The organism is Cutibacterium nasicola, from assembly GCF_052654715.2.
This window is the reverse complement of sequence record NZ_CP199745.2, coordinates 1,657,149-1,673,354: the sequence shown is the minus strand read 5'-3', so window position 1 is coordinate 1,673,354 and position 16,206 is coordinate 1,657,149. Positions and strand designations below refer to the sequence as shown.

At 63.9% G+C, this 16,206-nt stretch carries 14 protein-coding genes and 1 pseudogene; 12 read left to right on the top strand and 3 right to left on the bottom strand.

Annotation, left to right across the window (positions count from 1 at the left end; all coding sequences use genetic code 11):
• Nucleotides 1-23 precede the first annotated feature (23 nt).
• The 7 genes from ACUCCZ_RS07815 to ACUCCZ_RS07785 are packed head-to-tail and all read left to right on the top strand — an operon-like array spanning nt 24 to nt 7,969.
• Nucleotides 24-1,577: a sugar ABC transporter ATP-binding protein gene (locus ACUCCZ_RS07815; RefSeq protein ID WP_435918455.1), complete on the top strand. Its 1,554-nt coding sequence runs from the start codon at nt 24-26 to the stop codon at nt 1,575-1,577.
• Nucleotides 1,567-2,571, top strand: coding sequence for an ABC transporter permease (locus tag ACUCCZ_RS07810; RefSeq protein WP_435918454.1), 1,005 nt, complete (start codon nt 1,567-1,569; stop codon nt 2,569-2,571). The genes ACUCCZ_RS07815 and ACUCCZ_RS07810 overlap by 11 nt, the downstream gene beginning before the upstream one ends.
• Entirely contained in the window at nt 2,568-3,641 is a 1,074-nt protein-coding gene (locus ACUCCZ_RS07805; RefSeq protein WP_435918453.1) for an ABC transporter permease, read from the top strand. The genes ACUCCZ_RS07810 and ACUCCZ_RS07805 overlap by 4 nt, the downstream gene beginning before the upstream one ends.
• Before the next feature lies 1 nt (nt 3,642).
• The gene (locus ACUCCZ_RS07800; RefSeq protein ID WP_323462599.1) at nt 3,643-4,656 is read left to right on the top strand and encodes a LacI family DNA-binding transcriptional regulator; all 1,014 of its coding nucleotides are present in this window, start codon (nt 3,643-3,645) and stop codon (nt 4,654-4,656) included.
• A gap of 17 nt (nt 4,657-4,673) precedes the next feature.
• Nucleotides 4,674-5,627: a sugar phosphate isomerase/epimerase family protein gene (locus ACUCCZ_RS07795; protein ID WP_435918452.1), complete on the top strand. Its 954-nt coding sequence runs from the start codon at nt 4,674-4,676 to the stop codon at nt 5,625-5,627.
• Between the two features lies 1 nt (nt 5,628).
• The gene (locus tag ACUCCZ_RS07790; RefSeq protein ID WP_323462601.1) at nt 5,629-6,330 is read left to right on the top strand and encodes an L-ribulose-5-phosphate 4-epimerase; all 702 of its coding nucleotides are present in this window, start codon (nt 5,629-5,631) and stop codon (nt 6,328-6,330) included.
• 31 nt (nt 6,331-6,361) lie between these two features.
• Nucleotides 6,362-7,969, top strand: a complete 1,608-nt coding sequence (locus ACUCCZ_RS07785) for a xylulokinase (RefSeq protein ID WP_435918451.1) — start codon at nt 6,362-6,364, stop codon at nt 7,967-7,969.
• A gap of 201 nt (nt 7,970-8,170) precedes the next feature.
• Here ACUCCZ_RS07785 and ACUCCZ_RS07780 read toward each other — a convergent pair.
• Together ACUCCZ_RS07780 and ACUCCZ_RS07775 are read right to left on the bottom strand one after the other, a co-directional pair.
• A pseudogene (locus ACUCCZ_RS07780) lies at nt 8,171-8,407 on the bottom strand (transposase); the annotation flags it as partial.
• Nucleotides 8,408-9,400 carry an IS481 family transposase gene (locus ACUCCZ_RS07775; RefSeq protein WP_435916977.1) on the bottom strand — a complete coding sequence of 331 codons (993 nt, stop codon included), beginning with the start codon at nt 9,398-9,400 and terminating at the stop codon, nt 8,408-8,410. It abuts the pseudogene before it with no gap.
• A gap of 179 nt (nt 9,401-9,579) precedes the next feature.
• Between ACUCCZ_RS07775 and ACUCCZ_RS07770 the strand changes: the two genes are divergently transcribed.
• The 5 genes from ACUCCZ_RS07770 to ACUCCZ_RS07750 all read left to right on the top strand — a co-directional run bounded on the left by ACUCCZ_RS07770 (nt 9,580) and on the right by ACUCCZ_RS07750 (nt 15,069).
• A complete protein-coding gene (locus tag ACUCCZ_RS07770) occupies nt 9,580-10,008 on the top strand; it encodes a hypothetical protein (protein ID WP_435916976.1) in 429 nt (142 codons plus the stop codon).
• A 439-nt stretch (nt 10,009-10,447) separates the two neighbouring features.
• Complete coding sequence (locus tag ACUCCZ_RS07765) at nt 10,448-11,854, top strand: MATE family efflux transporter (RefSeq protein ID WP_435916975.1); 1,407 nt, start codon at nt 10,448-10,450, stop codon at nt 11,852-11,854.
• Between the two features lie 88 nt (nt 11,855-11,942).
• Nucleotides 11,943-13,136 (top strand): ABC transporter substrate-binding protein, encoded by a 1,194-nt coding sequence (locus tag ACUCCZ_RS07760; protein ID WP_435916974.1) that lies wholly within the window; start codon nt 11,943-11,945, stop codon nt 13,134-13,136.
• A 2-nt stretch (nt 13,137-13,138) separates the two neighbouring features.
• Nucleotides 13,139-14,236: a FecCD family ABC transporter permease gene (locus ACUCCZ_RS07755; RefSeq protein WP_286320914.1), complete on the top strand. Its 1,098-nt coding sequence runs from the start codon at nt 13,139-13,141 to the stop codon at nt 14,234-14,236.
• Nucleotides 14,237-14,376: 140 nt separating this feature from the next.
• On the top strand, nt 14,377-15,069 hold the full coding sequence (locus tag ACUCCZ_RS07750) for an ABC transporter ATP-binding protein (protein WP_435916973.1): 693 nt from the start codon (nt 14,377-14,379) through the stop codon (nt 15,067-15,069).
• Nucleotides 15,070-15,184: 115 nt separating this feature from the next.
• Here the strand turns inward: ACUCCZ_RS07750 and ACUCCZ_RS07745 are convergent, their stop codons facing one another.
• Nucleotides 15,185-15,589 carry a DoxX family protein gene (locus ACUCCZ_RS07745; protein ID WP_435916972.1) on the bottom strand — a complete coding sequence of 135 codons (405 nt, stop codon included), beginning with the start codon at nt 15,587-15,589 and terminating at the stop codon, nt 15,185-15,187.
• Nucleotides 15,590-16,206 lie beyond the last annotated feature (617 nt).

Below are 16,206 nucleotides of genomic sequence, written 5' to 3'. Positions count from 1 at the left end.
CCCCACCCTCACAAGGATATGAGATGGCAGCACCAGTGACGGAGACCACCAAGACGGGCACGCCCGTGCTCGAGATACGCAACATCGATAAACGGTACGGCGGCGTCCACGCCCTCAAGGACGTGAGCTGGAAAGTCTACCCGGGCGAGGTCTGCGGCCTCGCGGGAGAGAACGGCGCCGGCAAGTCGACGCTGATCAAGATGATCAGCGGGGCGGAGTCTCCCGACACGGGGACGGTCCTCATCGACGGCAGTGAGCTGGTCCACGGGAATACGAAAGCTGCGCTCGCGGCGGGCGTCTCGGCCGTCTACCAGGAGCCACAGCTGTTCGCTGACCTGACCGTCGCCGAGAATGTCTTCCTCGGTCGCGAGCTCACCAAGGTGGGGCGTGTTGCGTGGGCCGAGCAGCAGGGGCGTGTGGCCGATCTCCTGGCCCGCCTCAACCTCAGCCCGGACATCATGCACACCCGCGTCGGCGATCTTGCGGTGGGAGAGCAGCAGCTGCTCTCCATCGCCAAGGCCTTCGTCGCCGACGTCCGTCTCCTGATCCTCGACGAGCCCAGCGCCATCCTCACCAACCACGATATTGAACGTCTCTTCGCCACGGTCCGCGGGCTCCGTGAGGAGAACATCGGTGTCATCTACATCTCTCACCGGTTGGACGAGCTCACCGAGATCACCGACCGCGTGACGGTGATGCGCGACGGCGCGATCGTCGGTGACTACCCGACGGGGGAGATGTCGCCCGCGAAGATCGCCACGGCGATGGTGGGGGACAAGTTCCAGGTCGCTGACCGCGGCGAGCGTCCCAGCCACGTGAGCGACGAGGTCATCCTGTCGGTGAAGGACCTTGGCTGCGGAGACCGTCTGCAGTCGGCCAACTTCGAGTTGCACCGCGGTGAGGTCCTCGGCGTGTACGGCCTGATCGGCTCAGGTGCTACCGAGCTCGCCCGCTGCCTCTTTGGCATCTTGCGGCCGGACCACGGCGAGATCGCCGTCGACGGTTTCCCCCGTAGCTTCTCCTCTCCGCGCTGCGCCATGGATGCGGGGATCACCTTGCTGCCGGGCAATCGCAAGACGCAGGGCGTCTTTCTTCCCAAGTCGCTCGCCTTCAATCTTTCGTCGAGCCATCTGCGCTACTTCTCCAAGGGCGGTGTCTTCGACCACAAGCGCGAGACGTCCGTGATGCGGGAGATGATCGATCGTCTCCGCATCAAGGCTCCTGGCCCCGACACCGTGATCGGGGCGCTCTCCGGTGGCAACCAGCAGAAGGTCGTCATGGCACGTCAGCTCGTTGAGGAGGCCAAGATCCTGGTCGCCGAGGAGCCGACGCAGGGCGTCGACGTCGGCGCCAAGGCTGAGATACATCGGCTCATCCTCGACCACGTCGCCGAGGGGCATGCCGCGGTGGTGCTCTCCACAGACCTCGAAGAGATCCGCTTTCTTTGCGATCGCATCATCGTGCTGCGACGAGGCGTGACCGAGCAGGAGCTGCCTGCAGACGTCTCTGCCGCCTGCCTGCTGTCCGCGGCGTCGGGCGAAACTTCGGATGGGGAGGTTGTCACCGGTGAGCACTGACACACAAGCCGTGAGTGGCGTCAAGGCCGCACCGAAGCAGCGCCGTCCCTGGATCGAAGGTCAGGAGATTGTCCTGGTCGGAGTGATCGCAGCCTTGTGGATCATCATGGCGATCGTCACTCCAACCTTTGTCGAGCCCAGCAGCGTCTTCTCCATCTTCTACGGCGTGGCTCCCATCATCGTGATGGGCGTCGCCATGACAGCGATCATGTGCACGGCGGGGATTGACGTCTCTGTGGGCTCCATGCTCGCCGTGGTCATGGTGGTGGTAGGGCGAATGCTGCGTGACCTCCACGTCAGCGCGCCGGTCGCCATCCTCGTCGCGATCATCGTGGGTGCCCTGCTGGGCGCCATCAACGCCGCGCTCATCTCGTTCGGGCGAGTCCCCGCCATGGTCGTGACTTTCGGCACCCTCAACATCTTCCGTTTTGTAGCGCTTCAAATCTTCGGAGACACCCAGCTGGCTGGGGTGCCGAATACGCTCGGCTTCCTCGGAGGTGGTGTCGACGCCTCCTTCCTCGGCATACCGAACGCCATGTGGTTGGCCCTCCTGATCGCCCTGCTCGCGTGGTTCTACATGCGTGACTGGTCAGCAGGCCGCCATATCTATGCCATCGGCAATGACCCCGTCGCCGCCCGACTGGCTGGCGTGAAGGTCCAGCGCCGGGTGTTCGAGCTCTACGTCTTCAGCGGCATCGCCGTCGGCATTGCCGGCGTCATGTTGATCGGCAACGGCGGACTTGTCCAGCAGAACATCGGTACCGGGCTCGAGATGTCTGTCATCGCCGCCTGCGTTATCGGCGGCACGTCGGTCATCGGCGGCCGAGGCACCGTCTTGGGGACCGTGTTGGGAGCCATTCTGGTGTGCAGCGTTCAGGCGGCCGTCACGCACCTGCATCTCCCCAGCCAGCTCACCCAGCTCTTCGTGGGTGTCATCATCATCATTGCGGTCGGGGTTGACCTGGCCCGTCAGGCAAGGAGAAACCGCAAGTGAGCACCACTCCTGCAGACATGGCGGTGGCCACGCAGCCCAAGAAGGAATCGACGGGTGCGCGCTTGCTGCGCATCGCGCTGACTGAGCGCGTCGCGGCGCTGGCGGTCCTGACCGTGATCCTCGTCATCGTGTTCTACCTGCTGGGGAACAACGGCAACCTGTATGCCCCCTTCGACCTTTCCTACATGGCGTCCTCGCTCGAGGCCTTCGTCCCTGTAGCCCTGCTCGCCCTGGCGGAGATGTTCGTCATCACGTCCGGCCGGTCCGGTATCGACCTGTCTGTCGGCGCCATGGTCTCGTTGAGCGGCCTCGTCTTCGGCGCGCTTGTCCAGCACGCTGGCGTGCCGGTCCTCCTCGCGGCCCTCGTGGCGATCATTGTCGGCGGGTTGATGGGTCTGCTGAACGGCGTGCTCGTGGGATACTTCGGCTTCCCACCCCTCATCGCCACGCTGGCGACCTCGTATGCCTTCGCGTCGATTGCCATGGTGGCCAGCGGCCAGGCTCCCATCTCGGGGCCGGTGATCGCCGCCACGCACGAGCTCACCCGCAACCTTTCGCTGTTCGGAGACGTGCAACTGCCGATTCAGGTCCTGAGCTTCCTCCTGCCGGCGATGGTGATCTCATGGTTCATGCTGGAACACACGACGTGGGGACGCTCGCTGCTGGCCATCGGCACCAATGACACGGCCGCTGCGTACGCCGGGCAGAGTATTCGCTGGACGAGGGCCTCCGCCTACATGGCCTCCGGGCTCCTGTCCGGCGTGACAGCTGTCGTCAACGTGGCTCAGTTCGCCTCCGCACGTCCCGATGCCGGCACGAGCGGTAACGGCATGGCGCTGCCTGCCATCACGATCGCGGCGCTCGGTGGCGTCCTGATCTCCGGTGGTCTCGCTCGGGTGAGTGGTGTCATTACCAGCGCGCTGCTGATCACGTGGCTGAACGCGGCCCTCCTGATCTCCTTCCAGGGAAGCCTTGGCCCCCGCACCCAGTTGCTGGCGCTCGGTCTCCTGCTGATCTGCGCCGTCCTGATGAACAGCTACGCCGCGCGCCGGTACGGACTGCGAGCCTGACATGACGGAGGGGAACAACGCGAGCATCTACTCGGTGGCGCAGGCTGCTGGCGCCTCGGTTGGCACAGTCTCGAACGTTATCAACCATCCCGAGCGCGTGAGCCCTGCTCTTCGAACTCGGGTGGAGACTGAGATGGCGCGGCAACGCTATTGGCCGCGACCGGCGGCGCGGGCGCTGGCCCGTCAGCGCTCACGCCTCCTCGGGGTGGTGGTCTTCGACATCTCCAACCCCTTCTTCTCCCACGTGGCCAATCTCATGGACCAAGAGGTCCAGGCGGCGGGCAGCTCACTGATGCTGGCCGGGACCCAGCAGTCCAACCAGGCCGAGCGGGCCGCCTTGGAGAGCATGAGCCGCGCTGGGGTGGATGCCTTCGCCGTGTGTACCTCGGGCGGCAGTTTCGACCTTCTCAACCGCCTCCAGGAGCGAGGTCACCCCGTTCTCCTCTTCGCTCAGCGCAGCGAGGACGAGCGGATCAGAGCGGTCACCGTCGACGACTTTGCGGGCATGGGACTCATTGCCGGCCACGTCGTGGACCGGGGTGCCCATCGGATCTGCTTCGTCGAGGAGCCCGTTCACGCGGTCCAACACCGCGATCGCTGGGCGGGGTTCGTGGCCGCTCTGGACAGCCGCGGCCTGGATCCGGACCAGGTGCGCCGGGTGCCCGCGGCCGGCCCGACGTGGGACGGCGGTTTCCGGGTCGTGAGCGAGATCCTCGCGCAGCCTCGGTCCACGTGGCCGGACTGCATCGTGTGCCTGAATGACTACACCGCCATCGGTGCATGCCGGGCGGTCCGCGGCGCGGGACTGGTGGTCGGCCGGGACATCCTCGTCACCGGCTATGACGACATTCCCTACGGTGCGGTTCTCGACGTGCCGCTGACGACCATCCGTCAGCCCTTTGGTGAGATGAGTGCTCACCTCACCACCCAGTTGCTCGAGGCAGCCGAACGCAGCGATGTCGCGGTGGAAGGCCGCCTGTTCACACCCGAGCTCATGATCCGTGAGTCGGCATAACCATGAAAGGAACACCCATGCAGAACGTCGACGCCTGGCGCGAGGAGATCCGCAAGGAGTACCTGACTGCCAAGAAGGAGGACCCGGCTCGTTTCGAGCCGCGGTTGAACATGTCCTGGTCCAACTGGGGATTCGGTCTGGAAGACCTGGATGACTCGTGCGCGCGGCTCAGCGCCAATGGGCTGGAGTACATCGAGCTGCACGGCAATCACTATGGCGACGACCTCGGCTATCAGGTTGAGGAGACCAAGGCCGTCCTGGAGCGTCATGGCCTCAAGACCTCCGGTGTATGCGGAATGTTCTCCGAGGACAACGACCTGGCGTCGAACCGTCCCATCCAGCAGCAGGAGGCCATCGGCTACATCCGTCGCGAAGCCCGGTTCACAGCCGCCATGGGTGGCCACTACCTGCTGGTTGTGCCGGGGGCCGTGGGTCGCTCCCAGGCCTACGACGCCTACGAGGTCGAGCGCAGTTATCGCGCGCTGCGTCTCGCTGCCGGTGTCTTCACCGAGACCGGCGTCAAGGCTGCCATCGAGCCCATCCGGGCGGCTGAGGTCTCCATCGTCCACACGGTGCAGGAGGCCGTCGAGTACATCGAGCGGGTAGACCACCCCGGCGTTGCTCACATCAACGGTGACGTTTACCACATGCAGGTCGAGGAGCCCAACATTCCCCGCGCTATCCTGGAGGCGGGCGAACGGCTGGTGAACCTGCACCTGGCGGACTCGAACCGTCGTGCTCTGGGGGAGGGGTCCATGGACGTCGACACCATGATCATGGCGCTCTATCTCATCGGGCACAACGCGCCCGGCCGGTTCGTCACTCCGGAGCCGCTCGGTCCCGGGGCTGGTCCCTACCCGGCGCGCAACGGCATGCCCGACCCGAAGGCGCTCGACGCGCTCGTCGGGCAGACTGTGGGCTACTTCCGTGAGCGTGAGAATGCCGTCCGTGCCATGACCGAGGAGAACTGACATGCTGAGGTTGACGGAGCTCTCGCCCGACGTCCAGGCTGCGGTGGCCCAGACCCGGGAGCGCGTTGTGGCGTTGCACGCCGAGCTGCCGCGCTGGGGCCTAGTGGTCTGGACCGCCGGCAACGTGTCGGAGCGTGTTCCCGGGGCCGACCTCTTCGTGATCAAGCCCTCAGGCGTGACCTACGACCAGCTAACGCCGGAGGCAATGGTCGTCTGTACCCTGGACGGGGCGAAGATCGACGACGGAACTGCAGCATCGCTGAAGCCGTCGTCGGACACGGCGGCCCACGCCTACGTCTACCGGCACATGCCCGAGGTCGGAGGTGTCGTCCACACTCACTCCACCTATGCCACTGCCTTTGCAGCCCGCCGTCAGCCGATCCCCTGCGTCCTGACCATGTGCGGTGACGAGTTCGGGGGAGAAGTCCCGATCGGCCCGCTCGCGATCATCGGCGACGATTCGATCGGTCAAGGAATCGTGGGGACTCTGCGTGGCAGCAGGTCGCCGGCGGTCCTCATGGCCCAGCACGGACCTTTCACCGTCGGCAAGGACGGCACAGCCGCGGTCAAGGCTGCGGTCATGGTGGAGGAGGTCGCCCGCACGGTTCACGCGGCGCTCCAGCTCGGGCCGGTCGAATCCCTGCCCGACGAGATGGTCGACCGGCTCTGGGAGCGGTACCAGAACGTGTACGGCCAGCACTGATCCAGTCAATGCACAACGAGAGGTAACCCCCATGAAGGCACGCTACCCCGACGAGCGGCGAGACGCCCTGGCCGAAGGGCGCACGGCGTTGGGCATCGAGCTCGGTTCGACCCGCATCAAGGCCGTCCTGGTCGACGATCATGGGGCTCCCGTCGCAACCGCGACCTCCTCCTGGGAGAACCATCTCGTTGACGGGGTGTGGTCCTACGAGATGAGTGACGCATGGCACGGGATCCAACAGTGCGTGGCAGGAGTTCTCGCGACGGTGAGGACCGAGTACGGCTTGGAGCTGAATCGCCTGGGGTCTATGGGTGTCTCAGGCATGATGCACGGGTATCTGCCGTTCGACAGCGCGGGCAATCAGTTGGTGCCCTTCCGTACCTGGCGCAACACCAACACCGGCTCTGCCGTGTCCGAGCTGTCGGCCCTGCTTGGCGTAAACATTCCGCATCGCTGGAGCGTGGCACACCTGTACCAGGCGGTGATGGACGGCGAGGAGCACGTCTCCCGCGTCGACTTCCTGACCACCTTGTCCGGCTATGTGCACTGGCGTCTGACGGGGGAGCGGATCCTCGGCATCGGCGACTCCAGCGGCATGTTCCCGATCGACGATGCCACCCGCGATTACGACGAGCGGCTCCTGTCCATCTTCGAGGAGCGTCTGGAGGAGCGAGGAGTTCCGCTGCGGCTGCGCGACGTGCTCCCACGTGTTGGCCTGGCCGGTCAGCCTGCCGGGTCTCTCACTGCCGAGGGGGCTGCGCTGCTGGACCCGAGCGGCACAATCCAGCCGGGCGTACCGCTGTGCTCTCCAGAAGGTGATGCTGGGACCGGAATGGTGGCGACCAATGCCGTCGCGCCGCGCACGGGCAACATCTCCGCGGGGACGAGCCTCTTCGCCATGGCGGTTCTCGAGCACCCCCTGAGTGCACCTCACCGCGAGCTGGACATGGTCACCACGCCTGCCGGAGATGTGGTTGCCATGGTGCACTGCAACAACGGCACCTCCGACATCGACGAGTGGGTGGGGCTGTTCAGCGAGTTCGCGAAGGCCGCTGGCGTGGATGTGCCTCCCGACGACCTCTACGGTATCCTTTACCGCTCCGCGCTGGAGGCGCCAGGTGACGCGGGCGGTATCGTGACCTACAACTACGTCGCGGGGGAGCCCATCACCGACACGACGGCAGGGCGCCCGCTGCTGATGCGGCTGCCCGACGCTCCCTTGCACCTGGCTCCTCTGATGCGGGCCCACTTGATGAGCATCATGTCCACCTTGCGACTGGGGATGGAGATCCTCTTCGAGGAGGGTGTCGAGATCGACTGCTGGGTGGGGCACGGCGGCCTCTTCCGGACCCCTAGTGTGGGACAACGCCTGATGGCAGCCGCGCTGGAGGCGCCCGTCGCCGTCGGGACGAATGCAGGCGAGGGTGGGCCGTGGGGCATGGCATTGCTCGCGCTCTACGGCGTGGCCGGGCGGGGCAGGCGGCTGGCCGATTTCTTGGACGAGGTCGTCTTTGTCGGCGGCGCGTTTGAGTCGGTTTACCCGGTCGCCGAGGACGTCGCCGGTTTCCGCTGTTTCCTAGAGCGGTACCGTCGCGGCCTCCTGGTGGAGAGAGCCGCGGTGGAGGCACTGCCCGACTAAGGTGGGGCCGCGACCACGACCGTCGACTTCTGGTTCGATCCCACCTGCCTCTTCGCCTGGGTGAACTCCCGCTGGATGCTGGAGGTCGAGGGTGCCCGCGACGTCGGTCAAGTCCCTCGTAGTGGTGTAGCGGTGTGTTCCTTCGCTTGGGCGGGTCAGGTAGTAGGTGCGGGCAGATCATCAGCTCCGATCTCGGCTTCGGTGGTGGGCACGACATTGATGCGGCAACGGGCCAGGGCTTCGAGTCGAGGTGACCGACCGGACTCCAGACAGGCCGCGGGCGGACCAAGTCTGCGAAGAACTCGTTCCACGCCGCACCGGTCTCGTTGGTGACCACCTGCATACCGAAGACCTCACGGTGAACGGTCCTGCCGCATTGAGCGGTCGGTGGCGGAACTGCTCGACGTGTTCGTCCGGGTCGGCTGCCATTCGGGACACCTAGGTGTAATCGCCGGACAGGTTAGGTACGCGGTCGGCGGGTGATTTGCCTTTGAGCGCGGTGTGTCCGCGGTGGTGATTGTAGTGGTGCAGCCAGCCGGGGAGTTCGGCCAGGCGGTCGGTCTCGCTGGCGTAGGGCCGTGCGTAGGCCCACTCGGCGACCAGGGTCCTGTTGAACCGCTCGACCTTGCCGTTGGTCTTGGGCGTGTAGGGCCGGGTGTACTTGTGCGTGATGTGGGTGTCTTTGAGTGCCTTGTTGAAGGCTTTGGACCGGTAGCAGGAGCCGTTGTCGGTCAGGACCCGCTTGACGGTGATGGCCTGGCTGGCGAACCAGGCCTGGGCCCTGGTCCACAACCCGGCGGCGGTGTCCTTGCGCTCATCGCTGAGGACCTCGACGTAGGCCAGGCGGGAGTGGTCGTCGACGGCGTTGTGGATGTAGTGATACCCACCCCCGCTGGCGGATCGGCCACGGTTGCGTACTCCTTGGGCGCGTCCGACCATGCGGTGGCCGCCGCCGTCGGGGATCCGGCCCAGCTTCTTGATGTCGAGGTGGACCAGTGAACCGGGGGTGTCGTGTTCGTAGCGGACGGGTGTGGGTTGGGCGCGTAGCCGGGCGCCGGTGGCCTTGTCGATCCAGGTCAGGGGTGGGCATCCGTAGCGTTGCAGGATCTTGCCGACGGTCGAGACGCTGAGGTGTTGGTGGCGTAGGTGGTAGGCGATGCGTGCTGGGCCCCACTGGTGGGTGATGCGCAATCCCACCACCCGTCGTTGCGTGCGACGGCAGACCCGTCGGGGCTGGTGGTGGGGTCGGCTGGAGTGATCACGCATTCCGGCCGGCCCGTGGGCGCGGTAGCGCTGTGCCCAGCGTTGGGCCGTGGTGACGCTGACGTTGAAGCGTTCGGCGGCCCGACGCAGGGGCCAGCCATCCTCGACGATGCAGCAGGCCAGGCGCAAACGTCCGGTTTCGGACAACGGGGCATTACGGTGGGTCATGAGGGCCTCTTGGGAGTCGTGCTTTGTGTGGTAGCAACACACTCCACCCAGAGGCCCTCGCCCGTGTCCAGCCAGAGCTGTCTCTGACCAGCCCGATGTACCTAACCTGTGTGGTGGTTACACCTAGCGACCTTCTCGCGGTTATCGCCGCTGTGGTGTCGTGGCAGACCAGCAGGAACATGGAGAGAATCGAGAAAAATCGCGACCTGCAACAACAAATCTCTGAAGAACGTCGTCAGGCGGAGCTTATTTTCGTGGTCGGTGTTGAGCTTTCTAATCGTAAGGGTGTTGAGAAATACGGGATCATGGTCGTTAACGGCTCTACTGCGCCAATTTTTGAGGTGGAGATCCGCAGTCAAAAATTGGACCGGAGTGCCGATAACCCCACATTGCGTTTAGAAATAGTGCCTCCTGGGAGGTTTGTCGTTCCTGCCCATCCTGAATTCAAATGGGGTTCGGTAATCGATCGGGAGGTTGTCCAGGAGCCCATTTCTCTATTTGCGAAGGGAAATGCGGGAAAAATGATCACCCATGTAGCGTTTACCGATGCTAGCAAGAGGGGATGGGAACTTGTGAATGGGCGAGTTCTAAAGAGAACTAACTGGTGACGCCGTCAATGAAAAACTACTGAAGAGATGTTGAATGGCGCCTCAATGCTTAGTCCTGCTGGCTGTTGGCGCTGGTCGTGAATGTTGGGTGCATGACCATGTCTTGGGCGAAGGTGGGCTCGGTTTCCCCGAACTAGAGGTCGTGTTTCTTTATCGGCGGGTCTGTGTGGGCGCTGGATGCCGGTATCCGTTGTGCCTCCGCCGGAGCTGGCCATGGTCATGGTGTCGACGGTGGAAGGTGCGCGTTGTCGGCCTTCAGTGTACGGTAACTTTACAATAAAGGTAAGGCTTACCTAAAGCGTACCTAAAGATTGTTCCGTTGCGTTCCAATGCCCCCACGTGGGTGGCCCCGGGCGTCCATCGACAGAGAGATCCCCGTGTACCAACTGCGTCACAGACACCTGACCTGGTCAGCCCTGCCTGTATTGGGGCACGCGGCGTGACCGTCACGCAACAGCGTGAGGCGATCGGCTACGGCGAGGTCTGCTCCCTTGCGCTGCCCATCGCCGGTGTACAACTTGCAGGGGTAGCCCTGACGACGGCGGACGTGCTGATGCTGCAGACCCTTGGTGTGGCCGCTATCGCTGGCGGCGGCTTGGCCATGCAGTTCTACAACCAGATCCGGACGATGTGCGTCGGAATGGTGACAGCCGCAGGCAATCTCCTCGCGGAGGCGGCGGTGCCGTGGAAGCGAGGCGAACACGACGAACGGGTGGCCCACGAGGTCCGTCGGGCAGTGCGCAGTGGCATGGCGGTGGGAACCACGTCGGCCATCCTGGGCGTCATCCTCGTGATCGCGCTCGGGGCGTTCGTGCTCGTCCTCCCGGTGGATCAGAGCGTTGCGCATCTCACCTTCGCGATGACCCTCACCTTGGGCCCTGGTTTGCTACCCATGGTCTGGCTCAACGTCCTCAGACAGTTCGCCGTGGGAATGCGGGGACCCGGCTCATTGCTCGTGGTCACGCTCATCTCCATCGGGGTAAACGCCGGCGCCAACGCCTTCTTCCTGTGGGCGGTCTCGGCCCTGGGGTGGTCCGCGGCCTGGGGCACGGCCGGCATCGGCGCATCCACCGCATTCGTCCAGGTGTTCGCCCTGTGTGCCTTCGCGTGGACGTTGCGCCGCGACAGCGAACTAGGTCAGCTGTTCGCTTTCCTGCCTCGCAAGGGAGACCAGGATTATATTCGCGAACTGGTGCGGCTCGGGATCCCGGTGTCCCTCACCTATGGATCAGAGGCCGCGATCACTACCATCGCTGGCCTCGTCATGGGTGTCGTCGGACCCGTAGCGCTTGCCGCCCACATGGTAGTCAACCAACTCGCCTATATCGTCTACCAAGTGTGCATTGGCTTCTCGCACGGTGGATCCGTGCTCGTCAGCGGAGTCAAAGGCCAAGGCCGCGACAGCGTCTCGCTGGTGACGCGGAGGGTTCTGCTGCCGGTGTGGGCCTATCTCGCCCTCATCGCTGTGATCTGGCTCACCCTGGGTTCGTTCTTCGTGAAGCTCTTTCTCGGCGGTGCCTCTCCGGACACCCTTCGTATCGCCACGGTGCTGCTGTGCATCGCTGTGCTCCAACAATTCGCCAAGGGTAGTCAGAACGTCCTGGTCGGCCTGCTTCGTGGCCTGAAAGACACCACCTCTGGGCTCAAGGCAACCCTGTGGGGTTACTGGGCGGTCGGGGTCCCGGCTGTGGTCCTCCTGAGTTTGGTCGCCCACTGGGCTGCCTACGGCGTGTGGATCGGTCTGATCCTGGGGTTTGGGACGACCACCGTCCTTCTGGCCCGCACCCTCACGAGCCGTATCTCGCAGCTGGACCAACCCGGCGAGACGGTGGTGGCCGCATCCTGAACACCCATCGCCCCCGCTTCTCATCCAACTTTTTCTCAACTCCGTCCAGAGGGTCGGCACATCCCCCACTACCGAAAGAAGACATAGCATGACCACCATCGCGTACCCCTTGCCTCTCCGGTCGAGGACGTTCACAGCTCTCGTCGCCCTCGTTGTGGCGGCTGTCGTATTCCTCTCTGCGTGCACCAGTGCAGGTACGCAGGACACGGGGCAAAACATGCCGACCGAGACGGTGACGGACGCTTTAGGCAGGAAGGTCAAGGTCCCTCAAGACGTCAATCGCATCCTCATGGGTGGCCAAAAGCTGCTGTACACCACAGCGCTACTCAACCTAGACAATCCGACGGACAAGATTGCCGCGTGGCCAGAAGATCTTAAGGAAAACGACTTCGCCACCTATAAGCGTTACTCGAAAAAGTTCCCCACGATTAGCACCATCCCTACTACCGGCGAGATCTACAACAACACGATGTCCCTCGAACAGGCTCTCGAATCGCGTCCCGATGTCTTCGTGGTGAACGCGGGCGTGTTTGACGCCGCCAAGGACGCGGGAATCATCGATGGGCTCGAGAAGGCTGGGGTGCCGACGGTGGCCGTCGACTACTTCATCGACCCCGTGAAAAACACCGTCCCGAGCATCCGTCTCATGGGCAAACTCCTGAATCGCGAAGACAAGGCCGAAGAGTTCATCACATACTACGAATCCAAGGTCTCGACGGTGACCTCGCGTCTGAAGAAGGCGAAGGCCAAGCGCACGCCCACGTTCCTGTGGCGCGCCCCCGGATACTTCGACTGCTGCTCCACTTTCGCCAAATCCAACCTCGCGCAAATTGTCAATCTGGCCGGCGGGGACAACCTGGGCTACAGCATGATCAAGGCGAAGCAGGGCCAGGTGTCCCCAGAGGCTCTCGCCGGCAAAAACCCGCAGGTCATCATCGCGACCGGCGCGGACTGGGCTCAGGGCAAGACCCCGGTCAAGCCCGGCATATATGTCCCGCTGGGCTATGACGAGTCCCCGGAGGCCGCCGCGCGTGACCTGCGCGCGGTCGTCGACAAGCAGGCCGCCGTGCGAAAAACGACTGCCGTCGCGAATAAGCGAATCTATGCCGCGTGGCATCACTACTACGACTCGCCGTACAACTACCTTGCGGTGGAGATGTTTGCCAAGGCGATGCATCCGGAGCTGTTTTCCGACATCGATCCGCACGCGGAGATTCGCGAACTGCATGACAAGTTCCTCCCCGTCGCGGCGACCGGCACGTTCTGGACAGGTCTGAAATGATCATGACGTGCGCTGACGGCGGCACCCGGATGTTCGGCGCAGCCCCGGAGGGCAGCGCCAGCGCAACCGCGCAGTGGTACCGGCACAGGGGACGCCGCAAGACGGGCATCATTGCGTGTCTTGTCGTCCTCCTGGTCGCAGTGTCCCTCGTGGATTTCCTCCTCGGTGGCGGCTCGATGCCAGCTCGGGATGTGCTGGCCACGGTGGTGCATCCGGCACAGTCTCGTCCCATAGATCACGAGATCGTCTTCGATATTCGCCTACCCATGACCCTCACCGCGGTGCTTGTCGGAGGCGCTCTCGCGGCTGCCGGGTCCCAAATGCAGACGATTCTCGGCAACCCACTCGCAGAGCCCTACACCCTGGGTGTGTCCGCCGCCGGTTTCGGTGCCGCACTGGCAACCGTGTCCGGGTTCGCGGCGACCGGTATAGGTGCCGCACTGGGCATGGCGGGCACAGCGTGGCTCTTTGCGATGCTCGCGTGCGGAATCATCCTGTTGTTCTCCCGATTTCGCGGGCCCGGTGCGGAAACTATGATCTTGCTCGGCATCGCCATCGTCTTCTTCTTCGATGCGCTCCTGGCTCTCATGCAGTACCTTGCCTCCGAGACTCAGCTCGAACAGGTGGTTTTCTGGACGATGGGCAGCCTCACGCGCGCAACATGGCCGCAAATCGCGCTGCTTTCCGTGGTGACAGTTGCGGGGCTGGTGTTCTTCTATCGCAATGCGTGGAGCCTCACGGCTTTCCGGATGGGGGATGATCGCGCCCGCGCTCTCGGTGTGCGCGTCCATGCGATGCGGACCCTCACTCTCGTCGTCGTGTCTTTCATCGCCGCTACTGCCGTCGCCATGGCCGGAACCATCGGGTTCATTGGGCTCGTGGGGCCCCACGTCGCGCGCATGATCGTCGGAGAAGACCAGCGTTACTTCTTGACGACCTCGGCCATCGCGGGATCGCTGCTCCTCGTCGGCGCGTCCGCCGTCTCGAAGGTCATCCAACCTGGGGTGATCCTTCCCGTCGGGATCATCACCGCGATCGTCGGTGTGCCCGTCTACGTCCTGATCATCACCAGTAAAAGGGGGACGCTGTGGGCCTCTTAGGTTCAAACTCTGCGACGATCGAGGCCGCTCCGGTACGATCCGGCCAGTCCAGTCGGGACGTGATGTCGGCTCCGGTCCATGCGCCAGCGATTCGTGTGTGTGGGATCGACTTTTCGTACGGCCACGGGCAGGATCCGGTGTTGACCGGTATCACGCTTCCCGACATGGACGCGGGTAGCATCACGTCGCTGATCGGCCCCAACGGTGCTGGCAAGTCGACGCTGCTTCGCTGTATCGCGGGGCTGGAAGAATGCGGCGGCGAAGTCGTCACAGATCGGGTCCTGTATCTGCCGCAGGACCCTCCACCAGCGAGCTCACTCACCGTGTTTGAGAGCGTCATGGTCGCTCGCCAGCAGGTCTTCAAAGGACTCTGTGGTTTGCGCGTCACATCCGCGGCACTACGCGATGTCTCCGAGATCATCGAGGTGCTGGGCCTAGGCTCACTGGCCGCGCGAACCATGGCGCAGCTGTCGGGAGGGCAGCGACAATTGGTGAGTTTCGCCCAGGCTGTGATTCGCAGACCATCGGCTCTCCTGCTTGACGAGCCCACGAGTGCGCTCGACCTGCGAAATCAGCTGTTGCTGTTGGATCGCATCCGTCAGGCGGCCAAGGACGTTCCCGCAGCCGTCATCATGACCGTCCACGACCTGGGGCAGGTGGCCCGTTTCAGTGACCAGGTGGTGGTCCTGTCCGGCGGTCGCGTTCACTCCGTGGGGGACCCTCGTGACGTCATCACGCAGGACATGCTCCGCGAGGTTTACGGCGTCAACGCGACCGTGTACTCGACGGCCGATGGCGGTATAGCGGTCGAGGCTTCCCAGGCTCTGTTGTAACGCGGGCCTACTGAGTAGGTCGCATACCGGCTGGCAGCCCTACCGTTGGCATTCCTCGGGGATGACGTCTGTCACGATACCGTCTCACAACGGCGCGGTATCTGGGGCCACGTTCTCAGCAGTTCTTCGCCACTTCCCGGGCCTGCTTGACCAACAAGGCCTGCAGCGGCAGCCGACCCAAGGAGATCACTTGCCACTTGGGCTCGCGGTCACGCCACTGGCGCGCCATCTCCAGATTTCCGGGGAACACTGCGACGAACAGGGCTCCAGCAGCCCGTCCGCCCAGGCGGCGGGTCCGCGGACATGCCAGCAGGGCCGCCGTCGTCAGTTCGGCAGCGCCGGACCCATACGTCCAGTTGCGTGGCTTACCCGGGATTTCAGGCGGAATGATGCTGTCGAAGGGTTCCGGCTTGAGGAAGTGCAAGGTTCCCGCTCCAGCACACAGCGCCGTCAGGAGGCGAGCGGTGCGATGAGCGTGTGTGGCCTTGTCAGAGGATTTGTGTGCGCACTTGCAGAACATTCTTCAAGGCTACGTCAACGCCTAAGATGCCGCCATCTACCGCGTCAGTATCCGTCAGCTGGCGTCCTTGTACACGAACTCGACCTTGATGTTGGGGTCAATACCTTCCGCAATGCCGCGGTAGAACTTCTCATTGCTGTGGTTGATGAACTTGAACGGGGACACCGTCACCTTGGCGGGGGTGGGGCTCTCGCGCGTGATCTCGACAGCTTTGCCGTCGACGCGAGGGTGAGTGTCATGGGCATGCTGAATGAACGGGGTCTTCTTGGTGCCCCAAGTCTCAGGACCACCGAGGGGCCGGCCTGGCCCTTCTGCAGGATGCGATGCCCTGCATCCGCATGCCGAGCAGGAGGACGTCCCCCCTGAGCTCCATCGACTTCACGACACGAAGATCGGTCTCCTTCGTAGAGGTGCCGACCAGATCGCCGAGCTCGGGCCAGGTCTGATGAGATCCCCAGATGATCGTTCCGCCCCCAGTGAGAAGGCAGGCAAGGAGCCAGATGACAACTCGTTCGAGATGCTGCAGGAAGCTAAGTGTCTCCGGGCCACGACGAGGGCGTGCGGTAGCACTGTGGGCGGGAGGCCTGCTCGTACCGAGTTCGCCGGGGACAACGTCA

Coding starts and splice junctions, on each gene's coding strand:
- ACUCCZ_RS07815 (WP_435918455.1), top strand. CDS start 24: ATGGCAGCACCAGTGACGGAGACCACCAAGACGGGCACGCCCGTGCTC.
- ACUCCZ_RS07800 (WP_323462599.1), top strand. CDS start 3,643: ATGACGGAGGGGAACAACGCGAGCATCTACTCGGTGGCGCAGGCTGCT.
- ACUCCZ_RS07795 (WP_435918452.1), top strand. CDS start 4,674: ATGCAGAACGTCGACGCCTGGCGCGAGGAGATCCGCAAGGAGTACCTG.
- ACUCCZ_RS07790 (WP_323462601.1), top strand. CDS start 5,629: ATGCTGAGGTTGACGGAGCTCTCGCCCGACGTCCAGGCTGCGGTGGCC.
- ACUCCZ_RS07785 (WP_435918451.1), top strand. CDS start 6,362: ATGAAGGCACGCTACCCCGACGAGCGGCGAGACGCCCTGGCCGAAGGG.
- ACUCCZ_RS07775 (WP_435916977.1), bottom strand. CDS start 9,400: ATGACCCACCGTAATGCCCCGTTGTCCGAAACCGGACGTTTGCGCCTG.
- ACUCCZ_RS07770 (WP_435916976.1), top strand. CDS start 9,580: ATGGAGAGAATCGAGAAAAATCGCGACCTGCAACAACAAATCTCTGAA.
- ACUCCZ_RS07760 (WP_435916974.1), top strand. CDS start 11,943: ATGACCACCATCGCGTACCCCTTGCCTCTCCGGTCGAGGACGTTCACA.
- ACUCCZ_RS07755 (WP_286320914.1), top strand. CDS start 13,139: ATGACGTGCGCTGACGGCGGCACCCGGATGTTCGGCGCAGCCCCGGAG.
- ACUCCZ_RS07745 (WP_435916972.1), bottom strand. CDS start 15,589: ATGTTCTGCAAGTGCGCACACAAATCCTCTGACAAGGCCACACACGCT.